25 protein-coding genes are annotated in these 25,010 nt (G+C 42.3%); 9 read left to right on the top strand and 16 right to left on the bottom strand.

Features of this window, described 5'->3' with window-relative positions:
• Window positions 1-31 precede the first annotated feature (31 nt).
• Window positions 32-151 carry a GapA-binding peptide SR1P gene (locus tag NSQ83_RS08120; protein ID WP_003232305.1) on the bottom strand — a complete coding sequence of 40 codons (120 nt, stop codon included), beginning with the start codon at window positions 149-151 and terminating at the stop codon, window positions 32-34.
• A gap of 417 nt (window positions 152-568) precedes the next feature.
• Between NSQ83_RS08120 and slp the strand changes: the two genes are divergently transcribed.
• A complete protein-coding gene (gene slp, locus NSQ83_RS08115; RefSeq protein WP_003245672.1) occupies window positions 569-943 on the top strand; it encodes a peptidoglycan-associated lipoprotein Slp in 375 nt (124 codons plus the stop codon).
• 44 nt (window positions 944-987) lie between these two features.
• Here slp and lpdA read toward each other — a convergent pair whose 3' ends face one another.
• The 5 genes from lpdA to NSQ83_RS08090 all read right to left on the bottom strand — a co-directional run bounded on the left by lpdA (window position 988) and on the right by NSQ83_RS08090 (window position 7,039).
• Entirely contained in the window at window positions 988-2,400 is a 1,413-nt protein-coding gene (gene lpdA, locus NSQ83_RS08110) for a dihydrolipoyl dehydrogenase (protein WP_003232309.1), read from the bottom strand.
• 4 nt (window positions 2,401-2,404) lie between these two features.
• Window positions 2,405-3,733, bottom strand: a complete 1,329-nt coding sequence (pdhC, locus tag NSQ83_RS08105) for a pyruvate dehydrogenase complex dihydrolipoyllysine-residue acetyltransferase (RefSeq protein WP_003232311.1) — start codon at window positions 3,731-3,733, stop codon at window positions 2,405-2,407.
• Between the two features lie 114 nt (window positions 3,734-3,847).
• The gene (pdhB, locus tag NSQ83_RS08100; RefSeq protein ID WP_014113660.1) at window positions 3,848-4,825 is read right to left on the bottom strand and encodes a pyruvate dehydrogenase complex E1 component subunit beta; all 978 of its coding nucleotides are present in this window, start codon (window positions 4,823-4,825) and stop codon (window positions 3,848-3,850) included.
• A 3-nt stretch (window positions 4,826-4,828) separates the two neighbouring features.
• Window positions 4,829-5,944 (bottom strand): pyruvate dehydrogenase (acetyl-transferring) E1 component subunit alpha, encoded by a 1,116-nt coding sequence (gene pdhA, locus NSQ83_RS08095; RefSeq protein WP_003222294.1) that lies wholly within the window; start codon window positions 5,942-5,944, stop codon window positions 4,829-4,831.
• 423 nt (window positions 5,945-6,367) lie between these two features.
• A complete protein-coding gene (locus NSQ83_RS08090) occupies window positions 6,368-7,039 on the bottom strand; it encodes a YkyA family protein (RefSeq protein WP_009967146.1) in 672 nt (223 codons plus the stop codon).
• Between the two features lie 213 nt (window positions 7,040-7,252).
• On the opposite strand from NSQ83_RS08090, the gene NSQ83_RS08085 reads away from it, so the two are divergent.
• Complete coding sequence (locus NSQ83_RS08085) at window positions 7,253-7,411, top strand: YjcZ family sporulation protein (protein WP_003232317.1); 159 nt, start codon at window positions 7,253-7,255, stop codon at window positions 7,409-7,411.
• 109 nt (window positions 7,412-7,520) lie between these two features.
• The gene (gene def / locus NSQ83_RS08080; RefSeq protein WP_003245474.1) at window positions 7,521-8,075 is read left to right on the top strand and encodes a peptide deformylase; all 555 of its coding nucleotides are present in this window, start codon (window positions 7,521-7,523) and stop codon (window positions 8,073-8,075) included.
• A gap of 35 nt (window positions 8,076-8,110) precedes the next feature.
• Here the strand turns inward: def and NSQ83_RS08075 are convergent, their stop codons facing one another.
• On the bottom strand, window positions 8,111-8,884 hold the full coding sequence (locus tag NSQ83_RS08075) for a Cof-type HAD-IIB family hydrolase (protein WP_160221553.1): 774 nt from the start codon (window positions 8,882-8,884) through the stop codon (window positions 8,111-8,113).
• A 385-nt stretch (window positions 8,885-9,269) separates the two neighbouring features.
• On the opposite strand from NSQ83_RS08075, the gene rnpZA reads away from it, so the two are divergent.
• Together rnpZA and rnjA are read left to right on the top strand one after the other, a co-directional pair.
• Window positions 9,270-9,479 (top strand): RNA polymerase subunit omega 1, encoded by a 210-nt coding sequence (rnpZA, locus tag NSQ83_RS08070; protein ID WP_003222303.1) that lies wholly within the window; start codon window positions 9,270-9,272, stop codon window positions 9,477-9,479.
• Window positions 9,480-9,484: 5 nt separating this feature from the next.
• Window positions 9,485-11,152 carry a ribonuclease J1 gene (gene rnjA / locus NSQ83_RS08065; protein ID WP_003245660.1) on the top strand — a complete coding sequence of 556 codons (1,668 nt, stop codon included), beginning with the start codon at window positions 9,485-9,487 and terminating at the stop codon, window positions 11,150-11,152.
• Between the two features lie 33 nt (window positions 11,153-11,185).
• Here the strand turns inward: rnjA and ade are convergent, their stop codons facing one another.
• The 5 genes from ade to abhA all read right to left on the bottom strand — a co-directional run bounded on the left by ade (window position 11,186) and on the right by abhA (window position 16,400).
• Window positions 11,186-12,919, bottom strand: coding sequence for an adenine deaminase (ade, locus tag NSQ83_RS08060; protein WP_160221552.1), 1,734 nt, complete (start codon window positions 12,917-12,919; stop codon window positions 11,186-11,188).
• Between the two features lie 155 nt (window positions 12,920-13,074).
• Window positions 13,075-13,740, bottom strand: a complete 666-nt coding sequence (gene ktrC / locus NSQ83_RS08055) for a Ktr system potassium transporter KtrC (protein WP_003222311.1) — start codon at window positions 13,738-13,740, stop codon at window positions 13,075-13,077.
• A 62-nt stretch (window positions 13,741-13,802) separates the two neighbouring features.
• Window positions 13,803-14,630, bottom strand: coding sequence for a gamma-glutamylcyclotransferase (locus tag NSQ83_RS08050; protein WP_160221551.1), 828 nt, complete (start codon window positions 14,628-14,630; stop codon window positions 13,803-13,805).
• Between the two features lie 15 nt (window positions 14,631-14,645).
• A complete protein-coding gene (kinC, locus tag NSQ83_RS08045; RefSeq protein ID WP_003232333.1) occupies window positions 14,646-15,932 on the bottom strand; it encodes a two-component sensor histidine kinase KinC in 1,287 nt (428 codons plus the stop codon).
• Window positions 15,933-16,121: 189 nt separating this feature from the next.
• A complete protein-coding gene (gene abhA, locus NSQ83_RS08040) occupies window positions 16,122-16,400 on the bottom strand; it encodes a transcriptional regulator AbhA (RefSeq protein ID WP_003244728.1) in 279 nt (92 codons plus the stop codon).
• 283 nt (window positions 16,401-16,683) lie between these two features.
• Here abhA and mreBH point away from each other — a divergent pair, with 283 nt between their 5' ends.
• The 3 genes from mreBH to NSQ83_RS08025 all read left to right on the top strand — a co-directional run bounded on the left by mreBH (window position 16,684) and on the right by NSQ83_RS08025 (window position 19,267).
• Window positions 16,684-17,691: a cell shape-determining protein MreBH gene (gene mreBH, locus NSQ83_RS08035; protein WP_003245743.1), complete on the top strand. Its 1,008-nt coding sequence runs from the start codon at window positions 16,684-16,686 to the stop codon at window positions 17,689-17,691.
• Between the two features lie 100 nt (window positions 17,692-17,791).
• Window positions 17,792-17,926 carry a protein YkpC gene (locus NSQ83_RS08030; protein WP_003238865.1) on the top strand — a complete coding sequence of 45 codons (135 nt, stop codon included), beginning with the start codon at window positions 17,792-17,794 and terminating at the stop codon, window positions 17,924-17,926.
• 108 nt (window positions 17,927-18,034) lie between these two features.
• Window positions 18,035-19,267, top strand: coding sequence for an aminopeptidase (locus NSQ83_RS08025; RefSeq protein WP_003232341.1), 1,233 nt, complete (start codon window positions 18,035-18,037; stop codon window positions 19,265-19,267).
• Between the two features lie 31 nt (window positions 19,268-19,298).
• On the opposite strand, the gene NSQ83_RS08020 is transcribed toward NSQ83_RS08025, so the two are convergent.
• Window positions 19,299-20,210: a ketopantoate reductase family protein gene (locus NSQ83_RS08020; RefSeq protein WP_198878756.1), complete on the bottom strand. Its 912-nt coding sequence runs from the start codon at window positions 20,208-20,210 to the stop codon at window positions 19,299-19,301.
• Between the two features lie 56 nt (window positions 20,211-20,266).
• Complete coding sequence (locus tag NSQ83_RS08015; RefSeq protein WP_003232344.1) at window positions 20,267-21,889, bottom strand: ATP-binding cassette domain-containing protein; 1,623 nt, start codon at window positions 21,887-21,889, stop codon at window positions 20,267-20,269.
• Window positions 21,890-22,069: 180 nt separating this feature from the next.
• Here NSQ83_RS08015 and NSQ83_RS08010 point away from each other — a divergent pair, with 180 nt between their 5' ends.
• Complete coding sequence (locus NSQ83_RS08010) at window positions 22,070-22,339, top strand: hypothetical protein (RefSeq protein ID WP_003232345.1); 270 nt, start codon at window positions 22,070-22,072, stop codon at window positions 22,337-22,339.
• A gap of 34 nt (window positions 22,340-22,373) precedes the next feature.
• Here the strand turns inward: NSQ83_RS08010 and lepB are convergent, their stop codons facing one another.
• Together lepB and NSQ83_RS08000 are read right to left on the bottom strand one after the other, a co-directional pair.
• Window positions 22,374-22,955 (bottom strand): signal peptidase I, encoded by a 582-nt coding sequence (lepB, locus tag NSQ83_RS08005; protein ID WP_003232348.1) that lies wholly within the window; start codon window positions 22,953-22,955, stop codon window positions 22,374-22,376.
• 144 nt (window positions 22,956-23,099) lie between these two features.
• Entirely contained in the window at window positions 23,100-25,001 is a 1,902-nt protein-coding gene (locus tag NSQ83_RS08000; RefSeq protein WP_198878755.1) for a PTS fructose transporter subunit IIABC, read from the bottom strand.
• Window positions 25,002-25,010 lie beyond the last annotated feature (9 nt).

Genomic DNA, 25,010 nt, shown 5'->3' with positions numbered 1-25,010 from the left:
AAAGCATGCGGCTTTAAGCCGCATGCTTTTTTTACTCTTCATCAACAGGACATTGACATTGTCCGCAGCAAGTTCCATATAATGTTGTCACTTTCTCATCTTCAAAGTAATGAATGGCTTCGTTGCAATCTTGGCAAACAATCGTACCCATCTCTTATTCCCCATTTCTTTGAAATTTGAAAACGCTTAATTTCTTTTGTTGTTATTATATTAATATGTCACATTTAAAATGTCAACAACAAACTGTATAACACATTTGATTTTATCTCATCATATACACCTTGTTTTTCCATTTTCCATCATACAATATCTTCTTCATACAGAAGCTTTACTCGATTATATGCCACAGCACATAATGTAATTTCACGTTTTCTTGAACTTTCATCCAAGAATGCAGCAAAAAATTCAATATACCCCAGGTTGCTATTTTAAACGATTGATATAATATGTAATCTCACTTTAAAAACGGTTTCAATTATATAACAATTAGGTAACAAGAAGCAGATTAAGCCGCCTCTCGTGATAAACTAAAGCTAGTTAACTACTGTTTATACAGAGGAGAAGATAGATGCGATATCGCGCGGTATTCCCCATGCTGATAATAGTATTTGCTTTATCGGGCTGTACGCTTTCCACCATCAATCCGATGAAAAAAAGCCGGATTGACAACATTCACCATACACAAATCCTGTTTTTTTCTGATGAGAACCAAATAGATCAGGAAGCGCCTTATTACGATGCACTGCTTGATTTAGAAAAAGATTATCCCGAGCAAATAGATAAAATGAAGGTCTATGATAAAAAAGAAGGCTGGGAAGATGAGATTGAAACTGTCCCTACCCTTATGGTTGTTGATCAGCGCCATGTCGTGGTGAAAATCGAGGGATGTGTGAAAAAGAAAGAAGACATCATTAAACCATTACAGCATGTGCTGTCAAAATAAAAAAACAGCCCCGCTTTGAGCGAGGGCTGTTTTTGATATGAAAATTATTTTACGATGTGAATCGGACTTCCGATTGCCACTTCAGCAGCTTCCATTGTGATTTCGCCCAATGTTGGGTGAGCGTGAATTGTCATCGCGATATCTTCAGCAGTCATGCCGCCTTCAATCGCTAAGCTTAATTCAGAAATCATATCAGAAGCACTTGCTCCGGCGATTTGTGCACCGATCACAAGACCGTCCTCTTTACGAGTGATCAGCTTCATGAAGCCGTCTGTTTCGTTAAGAGAAAGCGCGCGGCCGTTTGCGGCAAATGGGAATTTAGCAGCAACAATGTCAAGACCTTCTTCTTTCGCCTGTGCTTCAGTGTAACCAACTGATGCAAGTTCAGGCTCAGAGAAAACAACCGCAGGAATACCAAGGTAATCGATTTCTGCAGGCTCTCCAGCGATAGCTTCTGCTGCGATTTTACCTTCGTAAGATGCTTTATGAGCAAGCGGCGGTCCTTCGATGATATCACCGATTGCATAAATGTTAGGTACGTTTGTGCGGCACTGTTTGTCAGTTTTCACGATACCGCGGTCCGTCATTTCGATACCGACTTGCTCAAGACCAAGCTCATCAGTGTTTGGACGGCGTCCTACTGTAATCAATACGTAATCAGCATCAACAGTTTTTTCTTCGCCTTTTACTTCGAAAGTAACTGTTACGCCGTCTGGTCTTTCTTCAACGCCTTTAGCCATCGCGTTTGTATGGATTTCAACGTTGCCTTTTTTCTTCAGTCTGCGTGTAACGAGAGAACTCATTTGTTTTTCGAAGCCAGGAAGAATTTCATCTCCGCCTTCTAGAATAACAAGTTCAGTACCGAAGTTAGCATACGCAGTTCCAAGTTCAGTTCCGATGTATCCGCCGCCGATAACAACGAGCTTTTTAGGAATTTCTTTAAGAGCCAAAGCGCCAGTTGAATTCAGGACACGCTCACTATATTTGAAGTTTGGCAATTCGATAGGACGAGAACCAGTAGCAATGATTGCGTTTTTGAACGTGTATGTTTGAGCAGAGTTCTCATCCATAACACGAACTGAATTGCTGTCTACAAAGTAAGCTTCACCTTTTACAACATCTACTTTGTTGCCTTTAAGAAGACCTGCTACACCGCCAGTAAGCTTGTTGACAACAGAAGCTTTCCATTCTTGAACTTTTGTGAAATCAACTGTTACATTCTCAGCAGTGATTCCCATGTCATCAGAATGTTTTGCATTCTCATAACGGTGACCTGCATTGATCAGCGCTTTTGAAGGGATACATCCAACGTTCAGACAAACGCCTCCAAGAGTTGCTTTTTCAACGACTGTTACTTTTTGTCCAAGCTGTGCAGCGCGGATGGCAGCTACATAGCCGCCAGGTCCCGCACCAATTACAAGAGTATCTGTTTCAATAGGGAAATCTCCTACTACCATAACATTACGCCTCCATTAAAATTAATTGTGGATCGTTCAGTAAACGCTTGATGTGATTTAATGCATTTTGCGCAGTTGCTCCGTCGATCATACGGTGGTCGAAGCTGAGAGAAAGAGCTAAGACTGGAGCTGCTACGATTTCGCCATCACGAACAATCGCTTTTTCTGCAATGCGTCCGATACCAAGAATCGCAACTTCTGGATGGTTGATAACCGGAGTGAACCATTGTCCGCCGGCAGAACCGATGTTTGTAATTGTGCAAGATGCGCCTTTCATTTCAGCTGGAGCAAGCTTGCCTTCACGAGCTTTTGTTGCAAGGCCATTGATCTCATCAGAAATTTCAAAGACAGATTTACGATCTGCATTTTTCACAACCGGTACAAGCAAGCCTTTTTCAGTGTCAGCAGCGATACCGATGTTGAAGTAATGTTTTTGGATGACTTCATCTGTTTTATCGTCAATTGACGTGTTTAAAACAGGGAATTTTTTCAGTGCAGATGTAAGAGCTTTTACAACATAAGGCAAGTAAGTCAGCTTGATTCCTTGATCAGCAGCAACCTGTTTGAACTGTTTACGATGTGCAACAAGGTTTGTTACGTCCACTTCGTCCATTAACGTTACGTGAGGAGCAGTGTGTTTAGAGTTAACCATCGCTTTTGCAATTGCTTTACGGATACCGCTCATTTTTTCGCGTGTTTCTGGGAATTCGCCCTCTGGAGCTGGTGCAGCAGCCGGTTTAGCAGCTGTTTCTTGTGGTGCAGCTGTTTCTTGCGGTGCAGCTTCTTGCGCTCCTCCGTTTACAAAGCTGTCGATATCTTCTTTTACAACACGTCCGTTGTTGCCTGAACCAGTAACCTTACGGATGTCTACGCCTTTTTCACGAGCATATTTACGTACGGAAGGCATAGCGATCACGCGTTTGTTCGGGTCAACTTCAGCTTGATCCTGCTGTCCTGCGCCAGTAGCTTTTGCAGGCTCTTGAGCTTGCTCTTCTTTCGCAACGTCTTGTCCAGCTTCTGCAGTTGACTGAACTTGTGCTTCAGTTTTCGCATCGTCAGACTCGTCGCTGCCTTTAAATTGAAGATCTTCGTAACCAGGTGCATCAAACGTAATAATCGTTTGTCCAACAGTTGCAACCGTTCCCTCTTCAACTTTTAATTCTAATACTTTTCCTTTAACAGGTGAAGGAATTTCTACTACTGCTTTATCATTTTGGACTTCAGCCAGTACATCATCTTCGTCTACCTCGTCGTTAGGCTTGACAAACCATTTTACGATTTCGCCTTCGTGGATACCTTCCCCGATATCTGGAAGTTTAAATTCAAATGCCACAGTTCTCGACCTCCTAGTTTGATTAAGCAATTTTAAAATTTACATCGTAAGCATTGAAAACAGGTATATAATAGAGGGAAAACGTTCATCTTCCCTCTCGATTATGCAGTTTGATTAAAATTCAAGCACTTTTCTTGCTGTTTCAAGAACGTCTTTATGGTTTGGAAGCCATACGCTCTCCGCTTGAGAGAAAGGAAATACTGTATCTGGCGCTGCAACGCGAAGTACAGGTGCTTCCAAGCTCAGGATCGCACGGTCATTAATTTCTGCTACTACGTTTGCAGCAATACCGGCTTGTTTTTGTGCCTCTTGAACAACAATCGCGCGTCCTGTTTTTTCTACAGAAGCGATAATTGTATCGATATCAAGTGGGCTTACTGTACGAAGGTCGACAACTTCAGCAGAAATGCCGTCTTTTTCAAGCTCCTCAGCAGCTTTTAATGATTCATGAACCATTGCGCCGTAAGTGATGATTGAAAGATCAGTACCTTCACGTTTCACGTCAGCTTTTCCAAGCTCAATTGTGTATTCTTCTTCAGGAACTTCCTGACGGAAAGAACGGTAAAGCTTCATATGCTCTAAGAAGACAACAGGATCATTGTCTCTGATCGCAGAAATTAAAAGTCCTTTGGCATCGTAAGGAGTTGATGGAATAACAACTTTGATACCAGGCTGTTGTGCAACAAGACCTTCCAAGCTGTCAGCGTGAAGTTCAGGAGTATGAACACCGCCGCCGAATGGAGAACGAATTGTTACAGGTGAAGTCCAGCGTCCGCCAGAACGGTAGCGCATACGAGCCATTTGGCCAGAAACTGAATCCATTACTTCATAAACAAATCCGAAGAATTGGATTTCCATTACCGGACGGAAGCCGTTTAAGCCTAAACCAAGGGCAAGACCGCCGATACCAGATTCAGCAAGTGGCGTGTCAAACACACGGTCTTCACCGAATTCTTTTTGCAATCCTTCTGTCGCACGGAATACGCCGCCGTTTACACCAACGTCTTCTCCGAAAACTAAGACATTTTCGTCATTTTTCAGTTCTGTGCGTAACGCATCCGTGATTGCTTGAATCATTGTCATTTGCGCCATGGCTTACTTCGACTCCTTCTGTGTATAAATTTCAAATTGCTCCTCAAGGTTGTGAGGCATTTTTTCGTACATGATTTTCATTAAATCAGTTACTTTTTGCTTCGGTTCAGCATCAGCTTTTTTGATCGCTTGCTTAATTTCTTCTTTCGCATCCTCAATCACTTTTGCTTCTTCTTCTTCAGACCATAAGCCTTTGTTTTCAAGGAACGCACGGAAACGTACAAGCGGATCTTTTTGTTCCCACTCATTTTCGATTTCTTTTGTACGATATTTAGTAGGATCGTCACCAGCCATTGTGTGCGGGCCATAACGGAATGTAAGTGTTTCAATTAGTGTTGGACCTTCGCCGTTGATTGCGCGCTCGCGTGCTTCAGCAGTTGCTGCGTATACAGCAAGCGGATCCATTCCGTCTACTTGTACGCCGACAATACCGGCAGCTACAGCTTTTTGTGCAATTGTTTCAGCTGCAGATTGTTTTTCAACAGGAGTTGAAATCGCGTAACGGTTGTTTTGCACCACGAATATTGCAGGTGCTTTATAAGCTCCGGCAAAGTTAATTCCTTCGTAGAAGTCCCCTTGAGAAGCTCCGCCGTCACCAGTGTAAGTGATTGCGACAGCTTTCTTACCGCGTTTTTTAAGACCTAGCGCAACACCGGCAGTTTGAATGTATTGAGCACCGATAATGATTTGTGGAGAAAGGGCATTCACATCATCAGGCATTTGGTTTCCTCTGAAATGTCCGCGAGAGAAAAGAAACGCTTGATATAATGGAAGGCCGTGCCAAATTAACTGAGGCACATCACGGTATCCAGGAAGAACAAAGTCTTCTTTTTCAAGCGCGAAATGCGTTGCAATCTGAGAAGCTTCTTGACCCGCAGTAGGAGCGTAAAATCCGAGACGTCCTTGACGGTTTAATGAGATAGAGCGTTGGTCAAGCACACGCGTAAATACCATGCGGCGCATTAGCTCTTTTAATTGATCATCAGTTAAATCAGGCATCGCCGCTTCATTCACGACTTCTCCCTTTTCATTTAAAATTTGGAACGTTTCGAACTGCTTTTTAATGGCATCAAATTGCTTCTTACTGTCAACGATAGCTTTTTTCGTTTTTGCAGCCATACTAAGTCACCTCTTCCTTTCTTTTAAACAGTCATTAGACGTGCATTCCTTTTATACATACAAACTTAGGGTACCCTAAAGTATCAGCAGTAAGTCGTATTATATTTTAGCCGATCCCCAGTTTGCCAAAACCTTTTATGTAGGATAGTTACACTCTGCTTTGAACTGTATTATTTCGAAGTTGTAAAAAACTAATACAACACCGCTTAACATGGATTAGTTTACACCAAATAAAGAAGAACCGTCAATCGTTTTCATCGCTGATTTTCAATAAATGTATTCGCTTTACATTTTCATCAAAAAAACAGATGCCAACCGCACCCAAAACTGTACTAGTATACCTTACTATGCTGTACTACAATAGAAATGAAAATTTTGAACGAAATCCGAATCGCATTTCATTCAAAAAAAGAGCTGATCGAGTCAGCTCTTTTTCACACGATAGCCTGCAGCATCATATAAATCTTCCCGGGCTTTATTATATTTTTCGGTTTGTTCATTAAATTCTCCGCTATATTTAAGGATCTTTTCATAAGAAGCATTGACTTTATCGATCTGCTGATCCAGATCATCTCTTGTCAAATCTTTGTCTTTCAGCTGCATATACAGTTTTTTATTAAGCTCAAGCGCTTTTTTATACTCTTTATACATAGTGCCATATGATGTATATCTTTTCTCCATATGGTTTGCTGCGGCATCGGCCTTTTCTTTTATGTCTTTTTCCTTAATATGTTCCGCTGACGTTTTTGCTTCCTCAAATTCTGTTTCCGATTTTTTCATGCTGTCATTTTCAAGCTTTAGGTGTTCTTCGCGCTTGCTGACATTTTCAAGCGCCTTATTAGATAAAGCAACAATTTTTTTATAATCATCCATATTGAGCTTCATAACACTATCGTAAAGCTGATTTTCTTTGGCCTCTAATTCTTTGAGTGTGTTTTGTTCTTCTTGAAACGGCTTTTCCGATTCCGCGGCTTTTTCTAATGAATGATGAAGTGAATCAACCGGGTCCTGTCCCATGCATCCTGTTAATATCAGTGCCATGGCACAAAAAGCTCCGATCTTGATTCCAGGCCGCCGTTTTATAGCGTCTTTCACGTTAAATCCCCCAATCTTGACAATTTCTACTATAGAATCCATGGGGACATTTGGCAATAGCCGTGCTGTATAAATGCAATACTGAAATTAAATCAAAAAAGTGAAAAATCAGGACAGATGACCATACAACTTTTTTGTTTTTACATAGGTTATATTAGACGCTATGCCTACTTATAAAGGCTCTGGCGTAATTAAAAGAGGAGGTTATGTAATATGTATGGATATGGTTACGGCGGAGGCTGCTGCAGTTATGGTGGTTACGGATATGGTGGCTGCGGATATGGCTACGGCCGCACCTTTGCGCTAATCGTTGTTTTATTCATTCTGTTAATCATTGTCGGAGCTGCTTATTTAGGTGGAGGCTGTTGCTAACCACACAGCATGAAATTGACCAGCCATATACGGCTGGTCATTCGTTTCGTTGCACCTTTGTGAAGAAATCCGATATAATTTACATATTAAGCTTTAGGAGTGAAGTTTCTTGATTACTATGGAAAACATCGTACGTGACGGCCATCCAGCCCTCAGAGAGACTGCCGAACCTGTTGAGCTGCCTCCAACTGATGCAGAAAAACAGCAGCTGGCCGACATGATCGAATTTGTTAAAAACAGCCAAAATCCAGAATTAGCCGAAAAATACAAGCTGCGCCCTGGCGTAGGACTCGCAGCTCCTCAAATTAATATCAAAAAACGAATGATCGCCGTTCATGCGGAAGATGCTTCCGGTAAATTATACAGCTATGCTCTGTTTAATCCTAAGATCGTCAGCCATTCAGTTGAAAAAAGCTACTTAACAAGCGGCGAGGGCTGCCTCTCTGTAGATGAAGCGATTCCCGGTTATGTTCCCCGCTATGCTCGCATCAGAGTAAAAGGAACAACACTAGAAGGCGAAAATATTGATATTCGTTTAAAAGGATTTCCGGCTATTGTGTTTCAGCATGAGATCGATCATTTGAACGGCGTTATGTTCTATGATCATATTGACAAGGAAAATCCTTTCAAAGAACCTGAAAATGCAATCGCAATTGAGCGCTAAAAGAAAAAACGGCTGGCACAATGCCAGCCATTTCTTTATTTTAAAAGGCCCAATTCTTTGACAGCGTATGCAATTCCATCCTCGTCCACCGGTTTTGTTACAAAGTCCGCGATTTCTTTCAGTTCGGGAACTGCATTTCCCATAGCAACGCCTGTCCCAACATATTCAATCATTTGCAGATCATTTAATCCGTCGCCGAAAGCATATGTATCGCCGATATTAAACGGAAGACGCTCAATCACTTTTTTGATTCCTTCTGCCTTCGAACCTCCGTGCGGCAGAACATCAGTCGATAGCTCATGCCAGCGAACTAGATCAAACTCAGGAAAAGCGGCATAAGCTTTTTCTTCTTCATCCTGACAAAATAAAAGAAGCTGAAAAATTTCTTTTCCTTCATAAAAAAGGTCATCGGTCTCTGGGTAATCGGTTTTAAGGCTGCCGATTCCCTCGAGAACATGAGGGTGATCCGCAACAGTCGCTTTCATCGTGTCCTCAGCCATAAACACAACAGGATGCTTGCCTTCATCCGCCTGCTTTAATAATCGCCTGATTGCATCTTCAGGCAGCGGATTTTTATAAATCACTTGATTTTCAAAGACAACAAACTGTCCATTGTAGGAAATAAATGAGTGGATGCCCAGCTCCTCCAAAATCGGCTTAACCAAAAATGGAGACCGGCCGCTGGCAATAAACACATGATGCCCTTGGCGCTGCAGCTCCGCCACGGTTTTTCTCGTACTTTCCGGTATATTCTTATCATGATCATATATTGTGCCGTCAATATCAAAAAAGATTAATTTAGAATCCATCGCAACTTCCCCTTTATCGTCTTGGTCTGCAATTCCCACCCTCATCATACAAAAAGATTGTCATTCAGCAAACAATTTCGTTCAAAAATCATATTAAATTCCATTAATAACCACGAAAAGTCTTCCTCAATCTCCGTATACTATTTGTATAAAAAAACTCTGGGACAAATATTTTAATAAAGGAGGAACTGGCTAATGCTGCGTAAATTAAGAAAGAAACTCAGAAGACAATGGAACGGAATGCTCCGTAAGAAAGCAATTGCCTGACAAGGGATCTTTCACTTTTTGAGAGATCCTTATTTTGCTCAAGGCTTTCCTTATATTCCGTTTTCGAATATAATAGAATGAGCGAGTCTAACATACGGCATTTAAGGAGAGATTTGGAATGATTTATAAGGTATTTTATCAAGAGAAGGCTGACGAAGTACCTGTTCGGGAAAAGACAGATTCACTTTATATTGAAGGCGTATCTGAGCGTGACGTCAGAACAAAGCTGAAAGAAAAGAAATTTAATATTGAGTTTATTACACCTGTTGATGGTGCATTCTTAGAATATGAACAACAGAGCGAAAATTTTAAAGTATTGGAGTTATGAGCGGTATGAAATTTGTAAAAAATGATCAGACTGCTGTTTTCGCCCTCGGAGGTTTGGGCGAAATCGGTAAAAATACGTACGCGGTGCAATTCCAGGATGAAATTGTACTGATTGATGCGGGGATCAAGTTTCCCGAGGACGAACTGCTCGGAATTGACTACGTCATCCCTGATTATACGTATTTAGTCAAAAACGAAGATAAAATTAAAGGGCTTTTTATCACCCACGGGCACGAAGACCACATCGGTGGTATTCCATACCTGCTCAGACAAGTGAATATTCCTGTATACGGCGGAAAACTCGCGATCGGCTTACTTCGGAATAAACTTGAAGAGCATGGATTATTGAGACAGACGAAACTGAACATTATCGGCGAGGATGATATTGTAAAGTTCCGCAAAACGGCTGTGTCATTCTTCAGAACAACACACAGTATTCCGGATTCCTACGGCATTGTTGTAAAAACGCCGCCCGGAAACATCGTACATACTGGGGATTTCAAATTCGACTTTACTCCAGTCGGCGAGCCGGCAAACTTAACGAAAATGGCCGAAATCGGTAAGGAAGGCGTTTTGTGCCTTCTTTCAGACAGCACAAACAGTGAAAATCCGGAGTTTACCATGTCTGAACGCCGTGTAGGAGAAAGCATTCATGACATTTTCCGCAAGGTGGACGGCCGAATTATCTTCGCTACATTTGCGTCGAATATTCACCGCTTGCAGCAGGTAATTGAAGCTGCTGTACAAAATGGAAGAAAAGTTGCCGTATTTGGACGCAGTATGGAATCGGCTATCGAAATTGGACAGACACTCGGTTATATTAACTGTCCTAAAAATACGTTTATTGAGCATAACGAAATCAATCGTATGCCTGCTAATAAAGTAACAATTTTATGTACAGGAAGCCAAGGGGAACCAATGGCGGCGTTATCAAGAATTGCAAACGGCACACACCGCCAAATTTCAATCAATCCTGGGGATACGGTCGTATTTTCTTCATCCCCTATCCCAGGCAACACAATCAGCGTGAGTCGAACAATCAACCAGCTGTATCGTGCGGGTGCTGAGGTTATTCACGGCCCTCTTAACGATATCCATACATCCGGTCACGGCGGACAAGAAGAACAGAAGCTGATGCTTCGTTTAATCAAGCCTAAATTCTTCATGCCGATTCACGGTGAGTACAGAATGCAAAAGATGCATGTCAAGCTTGCAACAGATTGTGGCATCCCAGAGGAAAACTGCTTTATCATGGATAATGGTGAAGTATTAGCACTTAAAGGCGATGAGGCTTCAGTTGCAGGAAAAATCCCGTCCGGTTCAGTGTACATTGACGGAAGCGGTATCGGTGATATTGGCAATATCGTACTTCGTGATCGCAGAATTCTCTCTGAAGAAGGACTTGTCATCGTTGTTGTCAGCATTGACATGGACGACTTCAAGATTTCAGCGGGTCCAGATTTGATTTCCAGAGGATTTGTGTACATGAGAGAATCTGGCGACTTGATCAACGACGCTCAAGAGCTCATTTCAAATCACTTACAAAAAGTAATGGAACGAAAAACGACTCAATGGTCTGAAATCAAAAACGAGATTACAGACACTCTTGCGCCTTTCTTGTACGAAAAAACAAAGCGCCGTCCAATGATCCTGCCGATCATTATGGAGGTTTAAAAAAAGAGGCATTCCCTAAGGGAGTGCCTCTTTTTATTGCAGTGATATGTGTTGAAATGATTTTACATCGAATAATCCCGTAGTCGTCATTTTAATATCAGGAATGACAGGCAAAGCTAAAAACGACAATGTCAAAAATGGATTAAATCCGCCTGTGAAACCGATTAACGGCAATTTATCATGAAGCGTCAGCAAGCTTTGATTCACTTGCTCTGCAGATTGGTCGGATAATAACCCTGCAATCGGCAACGGTACTGAATGGAGCTCTTCCCCATTTTTTATAATCGTTAATCCTCCGCCAATTTCCTGCAGCTTATTAACTGCCGCCGCGATATCCTCATCATTCGTTCCGACAGTAATAATATTATGGGAGTCGTGTGAAATGGTTGTGGCAATCGCTCCGCTCTTGAATCCAAAACCTTTCACAACACCAAGTCCGGTTTCTTTTAATCCTTTATGCCGCTCAACAACTGCAATCTTTAACAAATCAAGCTCAGTGTCAGGCTCAAATTCGCGGGCAACAGGAGCCGGAACTTGTACTAATCGTGTTTCAAGCTGATTTGGTATGATTTGAATGACATTGATTTGCTGCTCTGAATCGATTGGCATATGAAAATCCTTTTTGTTAAGAGGAGCAGCAAGCTTAACAGAATCAAGCAGTGCCTGATCTGGTGCTGCAGTTGAAGCATGATCCTGATAGACCGCTTTGCTGTCTTCAGCAACAGTCCGCCCTTTTACCATCGTCATTGTGACAGTGACATTTTCCAGATCAGATACAAAGAGCAAATCAGCGTCAAAACCCGGGGCAATCGCTCCCTTTGTATCTAATCCGTAGCACTCGGCCGCATTGAGGCTTCCTAATTGATAGGCTAAAAACGGATCAAGTCCAGCTTGAATCGCCATTTTCACCTGATGGTTTACACTTCCCTCTGACAATAAATCATCCACATGCTTATCATCCGTACAGAAAAAGAACCGGCGTGCGTTCTTTTCATTCACCGCCGGCAGCACATTGAGCGTGTTTTTGGCGACTGATCCTTCACGCATCATGACATACATGCCTCTTCTGATACGATCAAGGGCTTCTTCCTTCGATGTTACTTCATGGTCGTTTAAGACAAAGGCGGTTCTGTAAATGTTAATGAGGTCTGTTGATAAACCAGCTAAATGACCGTCTATCCGTTTTCCTGCCACACGGGCATCGAGCAGTTTCTGAACCATGTCTTCTTCAGCCTGCTGAACCGACACATAATCCATAACTTCAGCCAGCCCTAATACTTCTTCTTCTTCATAAAAAGGCTTGAGATCGGCAGCTTTGAGAATTGCGCCTGATCGCTCAAAACTTGCGGCAGGCACACTGGAAGGAAGCATAAAATGGATATTCAGCGGTGTATGCCGAGCTTGTTCAAGCATAAACACAATCCCTTTTTCACCAGACACATTCGCGATCTCATGCGGATCTGTAACAATCGTCGTCACACCATGAGGCAACACTGCTTTAGCGAACTCAATCGGTGTAACCATTGACGACTCAATATGTACATGTCCATCAATAAAACCCGGAACAATCATTTGTCCCTCTGCATCAATGGTATTTTCACCTTCATACTCACCGAGGCCTACAATAACTCCATCTGTAATCGCAATATCTTCATATATCCATTCTTGATTATATACGTCCATGATTTTTCCGTTCCTAATGACGATATCAGCTTTTTGTCTTTTGGCTGAAGCATTCAGCCTATTGACTAGCGCTTCTTTATTCAAATAGGCCCCTCCTCTTTTTTATTATATGGTACAATATGCTATCGGAACGCCTGTGCTTAGTCAATGAAATTTTAAGAAATTGGCGCTCAGTTCATTAAAGTTGTTATATTCTGATAATACGAAAAACCGCCCTTAAAGGACGGCTTATTTGACTGCTATTTAGTATGAAGAACTCTTTTTTCAAAACGGGAGATGTCTGTAACTGATCCAATAACAATGAGTATATCTTCTTGGTGGATGACTTCGGTTGCAAGCGGTGATACGATAACTTCCTTGCCCCTTTTTATGGCTACGATATTAATACCGTATTTTGCGCGAATATCTAAATCGAGAAGTGTATTTCCAGCCAGGCGGCTGTTAGCTACGATTTCAACAAGACTATGCTCTTCAGACAGCTCCAAATAGTCAAGTACATTGTTGGACACGATATTATGCGCAATTCGTTTTGCCATATCGCGTTCTGGGTGGACGATGTGATCCGCGCCAATTTTAGACAGCACTTTTTCGTGATAATCGTTCTGCGCTTTAACTGTAATCGTATGGACGCCAAGTTCTTTCAGAATGAGTGTCGTTAAAATACTCGCTTGAATATTTTCCCCGATTGCTACAATAACATGGTCAAAATTTCGCAGGCCTAAATTTTTCAGGACAGATTCGTCTGTCGAATCACCGATAACTGCGTGAGATGCAATCTTGGCATACTCGTTGACTTTATCTTCATCGATATCCATTGCCATAACCTCGACGCCTTCTTCGCTTAATGCTTTGCAAATACTGCCACCAAAACGGCCCAGCCCAATTACCGCAAATTCTTTTTTCATCGTGGTGCTCCTTTATATGACATGATATTGATCAAATTTTATCATATTCTTTTGTTACAGTGTTATCCTTTTGGCAGCGAATTCATATGCCGCTTGAGCTTTTCAGTAAACTCAGGCGACAAATACAGCTCCGCTCCGCGTTCGATTTCAATCTGATAGTGCTGAGGCGGGGCAATTTCCGCTTCTTTTTGGAGGACGAGAAAGGTTAAGCAGTCTTTGTAGTGCCTTCCGCCAGCTTCAACGTCTACAAATGCCGGCCGATACGTAAGAGATTCGACGCCCTCCCTTTTAAATAGATAGGAGAGAGCAGAATAAGGGATACGGTATAAAACGCCTTCTGTTGTTCCTCCGTCTTCCAACATGTCCGCTCTTGAACCGTCATCCCTTTTTAGCGTGAAGCGGGTTGTGTATCCTTTTAAAACAGCTCTTCCTACTGGATCTTGAAAATAGTGATCGACTCCCGCTTTTTGAAAGCGGGCATTATCCATGCATGATCCATAGGCAAAATAATAAATGGGATTTTTCGATTTGCTGATCATCTGATGTTCTTTCCAGTCGCCGCTGCTTATTTTCGTAAAACCGGCACACCCTTCTTTGTTCATAAAATAAATAAGCGCATTTTTAATCCCGACATCCGTTTCTACAAACACCGTTTGTTTATGATATCCTTGAAAAAATTGATCGAGCTTATGTATACACAATTCATCTGCTTCATATACTTCGCCGTATATATAGCCTTCGCCATTAAAAACAGCTGTGGGCCCCTCTTTTGCAGCAAACAAACTTCCCTTTGTTCTCGCCTGCTCATTGATACATGCCGATTGTGCCAGCAAATGATGGTTTTTTTCATGCTTTCTTAATGTCCCATATACAAACAGAAGCGAGTTCACTTTATTTTTCTCCTCTCAGCTGTCTGATTTTAAAGGCAAAACCACTTGAAAGACGCTGCCTTTTCCAGCTTCACTTTCGATTTTCAATTCCCCGTCATGTTCCTTCAGGATTCTCAAACAAATGGGAAGTCCCAGTCCAGTGCCCTTTTCTTTTGTTGAATAAAAAGGTTTGCCAATCTGCTTCAGCTTTTCCTGCGGCATGCCGTTTCCTTCATCCTTTACGCTTATCACTGCATGAGAGGCGGTTTTAGCAGTTGAAATGGTTACGACACCGCCCTTTGGCATTGCCTCAATTCCGTTTTTAATGATGTTGATAAAGACCTGCTTCAGCTGATTTTCGTCTCCATTAATCATACAGCCATCTGTCTCTTTGAAATTTTTCTCTATGACGATATTGGACAGAATGGCATTGGTATCAAGCAATGTCGTGACTTGTTTCAAGATCTCATTAAGCTGGTGTGTTTTAAATGTGATTGCCTGCGGTTTTGCAAGCAGCAGCAGCTCGCTGAGCACTAAATCGATTCTTTTAATCTCTGAAAAGATGATGTCAAAATAGTCTTTTCTGTCCGGATATTGTGTTTTCATAATCTGGAGGAAACCGCTGACAGATGTTAAAGGGTTTCTGACCTCATGAGCAATACCTGCGGCAAGTTCACTTGTGATTGATAGTTTCTGGGATTCCCTCGCCAGCCGTTCATTAATCTCAATGAGCTCATCTTCAGCCTCTTTCCGCTCAGTGATATCTGACATTGTACCCAGGCTGCCTGTAAATTGGTCATCCCGGTCATAGTAAAGTTTATAATGAACTTCTCCCCAAAAAATCGTGCCGTTCTTTGTCACGTATTTTGCCGTAAACATGCCAGAAGACGCTTTGTTTTGGATTTGGGTGTTAATGTGGTCGGCTACGTGCTTTTCTTTTATGAAGTAATCGTTATACATTGTTCCCATACATTCACTGATTGAAAACCCGGTTATAGATGCCCACGCTTGGTTTAAATATGTAATTTCGCCTTTTGCATTTGTTTGAAATACGATTTCCTGCAAATTATCCATGATGCGGTTTTTTTCTTCAGAAAGCTGTTTATACTTCCATTCGTTATCCTTCATTTTCTTAACCAGCTGCTGTTTCTCATCAATATAATAAGCCAACATCCAGACACTTACCAGCGTGACTGCAGTATACACAATATCAACAGGCCAATTAATCGGGTTTTTGCCTATAAAATAAAATAAATAATCCCAAAACATTATAAAAATCATTGCCAAAATGATGGAAATGATACGAGCTTGATATTTTCTCATATGACCACCTGCCGCTTGTGTTTCTCTACTTATTGTACCATTCTTCGACAAATAATTGAGTAAAATATGTAAAGTATCCCAAATCATTCATTACCAAATATCTTGATGTCTTATCTTAGGCGGCGGTAATCAAAAATTGATACGCAAAAAAGGCGGAGATGATATCGCTCCGCCTTTTTTAGCATAATTTTATTCTTTTAAAGCGGCTTGAATTTCTTCGAGAAGCAGCTGTGCACCCTCAGGGCTTAGCGTAATTTTACCGTTGCCGTATTCTTTATTTTCTGAAGTGATTTCTCCAGTCATTAAACAAACGCCATGAGGTTTGTACTTTTTCAAGATAATTTTATCTCCGTCAACAAAAAACTCAATGCTGTCTTTTATGGCAATATCCAATGCCCGTCTCAACTCAATCGGCATGACAATGCGGCCTAATTCATCTACTTTTCTCACAACACCTATTGATTTCATAAAAACCCTTCTTCCTTTAAATGTTTCTTTTCTCATGTAATGTTTTAAGGATGTACCTCAATATATCGTAGACGAATGAAACTTTGAAAAAGTTTCCCGCTTTCTATAAGAATTACAAGATATTTTTTCCATAAAACCGAAAAATGTATTACTTCTGTTACACAGTTCCTTGATTTTTTACAAAAACATTTCTTTACCGACACACACCCCCAAAAATCGCAGTATTTCTGAGAAACTTTAAATGTAGAATCATATTAAATTAGGATAGAGATTGGGTGAAAACATGTTTCAATCAACTGAAATCGGGATTGACTTAGGAACAGCTAATATACTTGTTTACAGCAAAAATAAAGGGATTATCCTAAATGAACCATCTGTTGTCGCAGTGGATACGACGACAAAAGCAGTGCTTGCAATCGGAGCTGACGCGAAAAACATGATCGGTAAAACACCAGGAAAAATTGTCGCTGTCAGACCGATGAAAGATGGCGTGATCGCAGACTATGATATGACAACTGACCTGCTAAAGCACATTATGAAAAAAGCCGCAAAAAGCATCGGCATGTCGTTCAGAAAACCGAACGTAGTCGTTTGCACACCATCAGGCTCAACAGCAGTAGAACGCCGCGCCATCAGTGATGCGGTGAAAAATTGCGGCGCGAAAAACGTTCATTTAATCGAAGAGCCAGTTGCAGCCGCCATCGGAGCGGATTTACCGGTTGATGAGCCGGTTGCCAATGTGGTAGTAGATATCGGCGGAGGGACGACAGAGGTCGCTATTATTTCCTTCGGTGGCGTTGTTTCCTGCCATTCTATCAGGATCGGCGGAGACCAGCTTGATGAGGATATCGTTTCTTTCGTCCGTAAAAAATACAATTTGCTGATCGGCGAACGCACAGCTGAGCAGGTAAAAATGGAAATTGGCCATGCTCTGATTGAACATATACCAGAGGCAATGGAAATTCGGGGACGTGACCTCGTGACAGGTCTTCCAAAAACCATTATGCTTCAATCCAACGAAATTCAAGATGCAATGCGTGAATCCCTCCTGCATATTCTTGAAGCCATCAGAGCGACACTTGAGGACTGTCCGCCTGAATTGAGCGGAGATATTGTTGATCGCGGCGTTATTTTAACAGGCGGCGGCGCGCTCCTTAATGGAATTAAAGAATGGCTCACAGAAGAGATTGTCGTGCCTGTACACGTGGCGCAAAACCCGCTTGAATCTGTAGCAATCGGCACAGGCCGTTCTTTAGAAGTGATTGATAAGCTGCAAAAGGCAATTAAATAGTCTTTACCCGCAAAATTCTCACACGCGGCAAATTTCTTGCTTCTTTTTTCCTCACTTCCTTCATATTGTGGGAAATGGAGAAACGTTAAGGAGGAAACAGATGCTAAGAGATTTAGGAAGAAGAGTAGCGATCGCAGCCATTTTAAGCGGAATTATTCTTGGAGGCATGAGCATTTCTTTGGCAAATATGCCCCATTCGCCTGCAGGCGGCACTGTAAAACTGAATCATCCATAATATTGAAAAACCCAAGACGTGTCGTTTTGGGTTTTTCACTTTGGGCTCCTTCTTTCCTTTATAGGATCATATTTGATATGATGAGAAAAAAGCTTGGAGGAATGATTCATGGATTCATTTTCACAGAAATTAAATACATATGCACAGCTGGCGGTAGAAGTCGGCGTTAATGTCCAAAAAGGCCAGTATGTAGTCGTAAATGCTTCAACAGACGTTCGAGATTTTGTCCGTTTAATTGTAAAACATGCATATGAAAAGGGCGCAAAAAACGTCACCGTGAATTGGCAGGATGACGAAGTAGCCAAATTAAAATACGAACTTGCGCCGTTTGAAGCATTTGAAGAATATCCTGAATGGGAAGCAAAAGGCAGAGAAGAGCTTGCCAAAAATGGAGCTGCTTTCATTTCTGTTGTGTCGTCAAACCCAGACTTGCTAAAAGGTATAGATTCCAAACGGATTGCGGCATTCCAAAAAGCAGCAGGCAAAGCATTGCATACATACAGACAATATATTCAATCAGACAAAGTCAGCTGGACTGTCGTAGGTGCGGCATCAGCAGGCTGGGCTCACAAGGTGTTTCCTGGCAAATCAGAGGAGGAAGCGATCCACCTTCTGTGGGAAGAAATTTTTAAAGCGACGCGCGTAAATGAAGACAACCCGGTTCAGGCGTGGATCAATCATGACCAAAATCTTCATGAAAAAGTTGACCATTTGAACGAGAGACATTACGCTGCCTTACATTATCAAGCTGAAGGAACTGATTTAACAATTAAGCTGCCTAGGAAGCATGTTTGGGCAGGTGCGGGAAGCGTGAATGAAAGCGGCCATGAGTTTATGGCCAATATGCCGACAGAAGAAGTATTCACGCTGCCGCAAAAAGACGGGGTTGACGGAGTGGTATCAAGCACAAAACCATTAAGCTACGGCGGAAATATTATTGAAAATTTCACCCTGACGTTTGAAAATGGCCGTATAGTCGACATTAAAGCTGAAAAAGGTGAGGATATTTTAAAAGAACTGGTGGAAACAGATGAAGGTTCTCACTATTTAGGTGAAGTGGCACTTGTTCCTTACGATTCACCTATATCACAATCAAACATTCTTTTCTATAACACGCTGTTTGATGAAAACGCGTCAAATCATTTGGCGATCGGAAGCGCCTATGCCTTTAATATTGAAGGCGGAAAGCAGATGTCTCGTGAAGAGCTTGTCAAAGAAGGCCTAAATGAAAGCATTACACACGTGGACTTTATGATCGGTTCTAAGGATATGAATATTGACGGAATTACGGCAGACGGGAAAAGAGAGCCTATCTTCAGAAACGGAAATTGGGCTTTTTAAGTAAATAAAAGGAGGCTTTTCCGCCTCCTTTTTATTTTTTCGCTTCATACATTTGCAGATTGGCATAAACGGTTTCTAATACTGGTGCTGTGAGAGATAAACGTTTTGCTTTTTCAAGCAAAAATCCATGCAGGTGGTCTCCTTCAGTCGTTTGGCCGTTTTCCATATCCCGAAGCATGGAGGACTTCATATGGTAAGACATGCTGGTCATCGTACGAAAGCTCTCTTCCTCAAGATCCGGATCAGCCGGAACGCCTTCTTTTCGTAAAACAGCGCAAATTTCCCCAATAAGAGTTTGGGCCGTGTGACGTCCGGCTTCTGTGGCGAGGATTGGGCCAAGCGGTCGTTGAAATAACGTTGTGATCCCCGCTTGCGCTGCAATAAAGAGATACTTTTTCCAAATGTCCTTCTCGATATGCCCGCTAATGATGACTTCAGCCTTCACACCTGAAAATGCCTCTTCAAGCGCTCTTATCCGCTCCGTACGCTCGCCGTTCCATTCTCCAAATACAAAACGATGCGATGCGCTCGTATGATGAATTTCTCCTTTGTTGTCTAAAGCACTTTCTATAAAACACAGGCCGCCCAGCACCTGTTCTTTTGAAAATGCCGCAAATAGCTGCTCATAGTGGCGGTACCCATTTAAAAAAGGGATAATGACAGATTCCTGATGGATAAATGGTTTGACATCGTCTATCACTTGACCAAGCGAGTATGCTTTAGAAGCAATGATTACGACATCAAATTGCCCTGTTTCTCCGGCACTGATTAGTTCGGGCTGAAATGATACATTCCCTTTTTCGCTATGGATGACAAGCCCGGTTTTTTTAAGCTGCTCAGCTCGTTTTTGGCGTACGAGAAATGTCACATCATTTCCTTTCTCGGAAAGCCGTCCGCCAATATACCCGCCTACTCCACCTGCTCCGACAACCAAAAATTTCATGTTGTGATCTCCTTTCACATTTAGGTATCAAAAAAAGCAGAGAAATCTCTGCTTTTTTATTCGGCGTATAGTTCAGTCAATTTTTTCTGCACATCAGCATTTTCAAGGAACTCGTCATAGCTCATTTGCTTATCGACGATGCCGTTAGGTGTAATTTCTATAATTCTGTTGGCAATGGTCTGCACAAACTGATGGTCATGGGAAGTAAACAGCATAGCGCCTTTAAAGCTGATTAAGCCGTTATTGAGCGCTGTAATGGACTCTAGGTCTAAATGGTTAGTCGGCTCATCCAAAATTAAAATATTGGCGCCAGAAAGCATCGCTTTCGACAGCATACAGCGGACCTTTTCTCCCCCGGAAAGTACATTTGCTTTTTTGTGGACTTCTTCTCCAGAGAACAGCATGCGTCCTAAGAAACCGCGTAAAAAGCTCTCACTTTGGTCGTGCGGAGAATATTGGCGAAGCCAGTCTACAAGGTTCAGATCACTGCCTTCGAAATATTCGCTGTTGTCTTTTGGAAAATACGCTTGAGATGTGGTAACACCCCATTTAAACGTTCCGCTGTCAGCTTCCATTTCCCCGGAAATGATTTTAAACAGCGTAGTAACAGCAAGTTCATTTCGGCCAGTGAAAGCAATTTTATCTTCTCGATTCATAATAAAGCTGACATTGTCAAGCACCTTTACGCCATCGATTGTTTTTGTTAAGCCTTCCACGCGAAGAACATCATTTCCGATTTCCCGTTCCGGCGTGAAGTTAACATAAGGATAGCGGCGGGAAGACGGTTTAATATCATCCAGCGTGATTTTTTCGAGAAGTTTCTTTCTTGATGTAGCCTGCTTAGATTTAGACGCATTGGCGCTGAATCTAGCGACAAACTCTTGAAGCTGTTTAATCTGCTCTTCTTTTTTCTTGTTCGCTTCTTGAGAAAGCTTTAACGCCAGCTGGCTTGACTCGTACCAGAAATCATAGTTTCCGACATAGATTTGAATTTTGTTAAAATCAAGGTCGGCAATGTGCGTACATACTTTATTTAAAAAGTGACGGTCATGGGATACGACAATAACTGTGTTTTCAAAGTTAATCAGAAACTCTTCAAGCCACTGAATTGCCTGAAGGTCCAGGTGGTTCGTCGGCTCATCGAGCAGCAGAACATCCGGCTTGCCGAATAATGCCTGTGCCAAGAGAACTTTTACCTTCTCCGAACCGCCGAGGTCTGCCATCTTTTTTGTGTGCAGATCTTCTGAGATACCAAGGCCTTTTAATAGGATCGCAGCTTCACTTTCCGCTTCCCAACCGTTCAGTTCCGCGAATTCACCTTCTAGCTCAGCAGCACGAATCCCATCCTCATCTGAGAAATCAGGCTTCATGTAAATAGCGTCTTTCTCCTGCATGACTTCATACAGGCGTTTGTGGCCCATAATGACCACTTTCAGCACTTCATACTCTTCGTACTCAAAATGGTTCTGCTTCAAGACGGCAAGACGCTCGCCAGGACTCATATGCACGTCGCCTGTCTGAGGCTCGATTTCGCCTGACAGCACCTTTAGAAACGTTGATTTACCGGCACCGTTTGCACCAATTAACCCATAGCAGTTGCCTGGGGTAAATTTAATATTAACATCTTCAAATAACTTGCGATCCGCAAACCGCAAGCTTACATTATTTACAGCAATCATTTATTATCCTCCATCATGTCTATCATCAATAAAAGTATACCATGAATGCAGGGCAAGAGAAATGATTCCCTGATAAAACAGAGAGAAAACACTTATACACCCAAACCAGCCAGCTGTGTTACAATTAAAGAGAGAGAATGCATCCGCTCGGAAAATTACACACTCTCATGGAGGAACACGTTGAGGCTTTTAACACTTACTGAATATTGCTTACTGATCTTTTTTACGGGCTTTTACCTTGCCGTAACAGGCTTTACCGCCAAAGATATCGGCTTATATATAGGCATAGCCCTTATTTACATATTTTCGCACATTTTTTCTAAACGGCTTTTAGAAAAGCGCGGAAAAGAGAACAAACAGGTTCACCTTTTCTTCAGTGTGCTGGCTATTATCGGTTCAGTGTTCATCACGGTTTTATGCATTGCATTAGTCGCTTCTTTTTCAAAATAAAAACGCCTGCTGTCCAAAGGCCAGCAAGGCGTTTTTATTTTGTTTGACGCATTTCGTTAAACGGGAAAAAGACAAACTTCGATGTGCCGACAATTCGATCTTCCGCGATCAGTCCCAGCCCGTTTCGGCTGTCCATAGAATTCAGCCGGTTATCTCCCATGACAAAGTATTTGCCTTTCGGAACCTTAACCGGTCCAAAGTCTCCTGTCAGACTGACACCAAGTTTTTCTGCTTCCTTCTTGTTTTTAGACAAGTAAGGCTCGGCTACTTTTTTACCGTTTATATAAAGCGTGTCATCCTTCATTTGAACGGTTTCTCCAGGCTTTCCGATCAATCTTTTTACATAATGGATTTTAGAAGTTTCACCGTTAATAATAACGATATCTCCGCGCTTCAGCTCGCCGATATAGTTGACTGTTTTATTCACAAACAGCCTTTCTCCGTCATGTAATGTGGGATACATAGATGAACCTTCAACTAAATACGGTTCAAACAAAAAGTGACGGATCAGGAGAGCCAGCAGAACAGCGATGACAATCGCTTTACCCCATTCCAGGTACGTATTGGTTTTTTTCTTCGCCGTTTTCTCAGTATTCGTATTTTTTTCCTCGGTCAAAGTGTTTCCTCCTAGACAATTGCTATGTCAGTTGTTTCTCTTCTTTTACTTTATCATAAAAAAGAATAAAATACATAACTTAACCGCGCTCCCTGCCGGCCGGATAAGAAAAAGCGTCCTTTCGAACCAAGGACGCTTTTTTTCTTATTTTTCTGTAACAGGTTTTTTGACGATACCGAGGATAATTGCCATCACGACAGCACCGATCACTATACTTAAAAGGTAAAGCATCGGATGGTTTGTAATGAAAGCTACGAATACTCCTCCATGAGGGGCTGGAAGCGTTACACGGAAGAATTCAGTTAATCCGCCGGCAACAGCTGCACCGACTACAGCAGCTGGTATGACGCGAAGCGGATCGGCCGCAGCAAATGGGATCGCTCCCTCTGTTACGAAAGCAGCTCCCATGAAATAGCATGTAATACCAGCTTCACGGTCACGCTGAGTGAATTTGTTTCTGAAAATGGTTGTTGCAAGTGCGATACCAAGCGGAGGAACCATACCGCCGGCCATGATTGCTGCATGAGGCGCATAGTTGCCTGCATCGATCATGGCGATACCGAACGTAAAGGCTGCTTTATTAAGCGGGCCGCCCATATCGATCGCCATCATGCCGCCCAAGATAATACCCATTAACACAAGGTTTCCAGTACCAAGGCTTTCAAGCCAGTTTGTTAAGAAATTCATAAATGCCGCTACAGGTGTATTAACGACAAATTGCATTAATACGCCAGTGATAAAAATACCGAACAGCGGGTAAATCAAAACAGGTTTTAATCCATCAAGTGACTGAGGGATAAACGTAAATACTTTTTTCAGTAAAATCACGACATAACCGGCAAGGAATCCGGCAATTAAGCCGCCTAAGAATCCAGCATTCGCTTGAGTTGCCATAAATCCGCCGACCATACCAGGCGCAAAACCAGGACGATCTGCAATACTCATCGCAATGAAACCGGCCAGAACTGCAACAATCAGTTTTAATGCATTGTCGCCGCCGATAAAGTTTAATGCTGCTGCAAACGTGTTGTAGCTAGGATCATTCGGATCAGCAGAGTGAATTCCCCAGAAGAATGAAATCGCAACGAGAATACCGCCGCCGACTACGAACGGAAGCATGTTGCTGACACCGCTCATCAGGTGCTTATAAAACGCGTTTCCGATACCGCTCCCAGACTTGCCCCTCGCTTCTTCATCGTCGTTTGAAGTTGCCGAACCGCCGCCGCTGCCTTGATAAATCGGCGCATCTTGATTCATCGCTTTTTCGATAAGCTCTTGCGGACGTCTGATACCCGCCGTTACAGGAACTTGAAGTACGCGCTTGCCTTTAAAACGTTCCATTTCAACCTGCTTGTCCGCTGCGACAATGATTGCAGGTGCATCTTCGATTTCTTGGGCAGTGAGTTTGTGCTTAATGCCGCTTGACCCATTTGTTTCGACCTTAATTTCCACACCAAGCTCTTTCGCTTTTTCTTTAAGGGCATCAGCAGCCATGAATGTATGGGCAATACCTGTCGGGCATGCAGTAACCGCTAAAATTTTCCCTTTTCCGGCAGGTGCTGGTGCCGCTTCTTCTTCCTCTTCGTCATCATCTTTATCGTGCTGATTAATAATGTCGATGATGGCATCTTCAGACTCAGCTTCAAGGAGCTGCTTACGGATTTCTTCACGCATTAACAGCGTTGAAAGTCTTGACAATGCTTCAAGGTGAGTGTTGTTTGCGCCTTCAGTCGCCGCGATCATGAACACTAAGTGAGCCGGCTGGCCGTCTAATGATTCATAATCGACGCCGTCTTTTGAACGTCCGAACGCGATCGCCGGGTTGATAACGCTTGCCGTTTTCGCATGGGGGATAGCGATTCCTTCACCGATACCCGTGGAGCTTTGGCTTTCGCGATTTAAAATGGCTTCTTTATAGGCTTGTCGGTCATTTAACTTTCCAGCCTTATCAAGAACAGTGACCATTTCGTCAATAACATTTTCTTTTTCTTTGCTCTCAATATTAAGCTTTATCGTATGCTTCGTTAAAAGCTCAGTTATTTTCACTTGTGTTTC

Source organism: Bacillus sp. PS217, from assembly GCF_037963535.1.
GTDB lineage: Bacteria > Bacillota > Bacilli > Bacillales > Bacillaceae > Bacillus > Bacillus subtilis.
The sequence above is the reverse complement of the archived record's forward strand: the minus strand, read 5'-3'. Positions and strand labels throughout refer to the sequence as shown.

Bases quoted from the DNA above. Each gene is read 5' to 3' on its own strand.
- kinC (WP_003232333.1), bottom strand. From the start codon at position 15,932: ATGAGAAAATATCAAGCTCGTATCATTTCCATCATTTTGGCAATGATT.
- NSQ83_RS08075 (WP_160221553.1), bottom strand. From the start codon at position 8,884: ATGGATTCTAAATTAATCTTTTTTGATATTGACGGCACAATATATGAT.
- abhA (WP_003244728.1), bottom strand. From the start codon at position 16,400: ATGAAATCAATAGGTGTTGTGAGAAAAGTAGATGAATTAGGCCGCATT.
- rnpZA (WP_003222303.1), top strand. From the start codon at position 9,270: ATGATTTATAAGGTATTTTATCAAGAGAAGGCTGACGAAGTACCTGTT.
- mreBH (WP_003245743.1), top strand. From the start codon at position 16,684: ATGTTTCAATCAACTGAAATCGGGATTGACTTAGGAACAGCTAATATA.
- NSQ83_RS08015 (WP_003232344.1), bottom strand. From the start codon at position 21,889: ATGATTGCTGTAAATAATGTAAGCTTGCGGTTTGCGGATCGCAAGTTA.
- NSQ83_RS08020 (WP_198878756.1), bottom strand. From the start codon at position 20,210: ATGAAATTTTTGGTTGTCGGAGCAGGTGGAGTAGGCGGGTATATTGGC.
- pdhB (WP_014113660.1), bottom strand. From the start codon at position 4,825: ATGGCGCAAATGACAATGATTCAAGCAATCACGGATGCGTTACGCACA.
- NSQ83_RS08085 (WP_003232317.1), top strand. From the start codon at position 7,253: ATGTATGGATATGGTTACGGCGGAGGCTGCTGCAGTTATGGTGGTTAC.
- NSQ83_RS08025 (WP_003232341.1), top strand. From the start codon at position 18,035: ATGGATTCATTTTCACAGAAATTAAATACATATGCACAGCTGGCGGTA.
- pdhA (WP_003222294.1), bottom strand. From the start codon at position 5,944: ATGGCTGCAAAAACGAAAAAAGCTATCGTTGACAGTAAGAAGCAATTT.
- lpdA (WP_003232309.1), bottom strand. From the start codon at position 2,400: ATGGTAGTAGGAGATTTCCCTATTGAAACAGATACTCTTGTAATTGGT.
- slp (WP_003245672.1), top strand. From the start codon at position 569: ATGCGATATCGCGCGGTATTCCCCATGCTGATAATAGTATTTGCTTTA.
- ktrC (WP_003222311.1), bottom strand. From the start codon at position 13,740: ATGAAAAAAGAATTTGCGGTAATTGGGCTGGGCCGTTTTGGTGGCAGT.
- NSQ83_RS08030 (WP_003238865.1), top strand. From the start codon at position 17,792: ATGCTAAGAGATTTAGGAAGAAGAGTAGCGATCGCAGCCATTTTAAGC.
- rnjA (WP_003245660.1), top strand. From the start codon at position 9,485: ATGAAATTTGTAAAAAATGATCAGACTGCTGTTTTCGCCCTCGGAGGT.
- NSQ83_RS08120 (WP_003232305.1), bottom strand. From the start codon at position 151: ATGGGTACGATTGTTTGCCAAGATTGCAACGAAGCCATTCATTACTTT.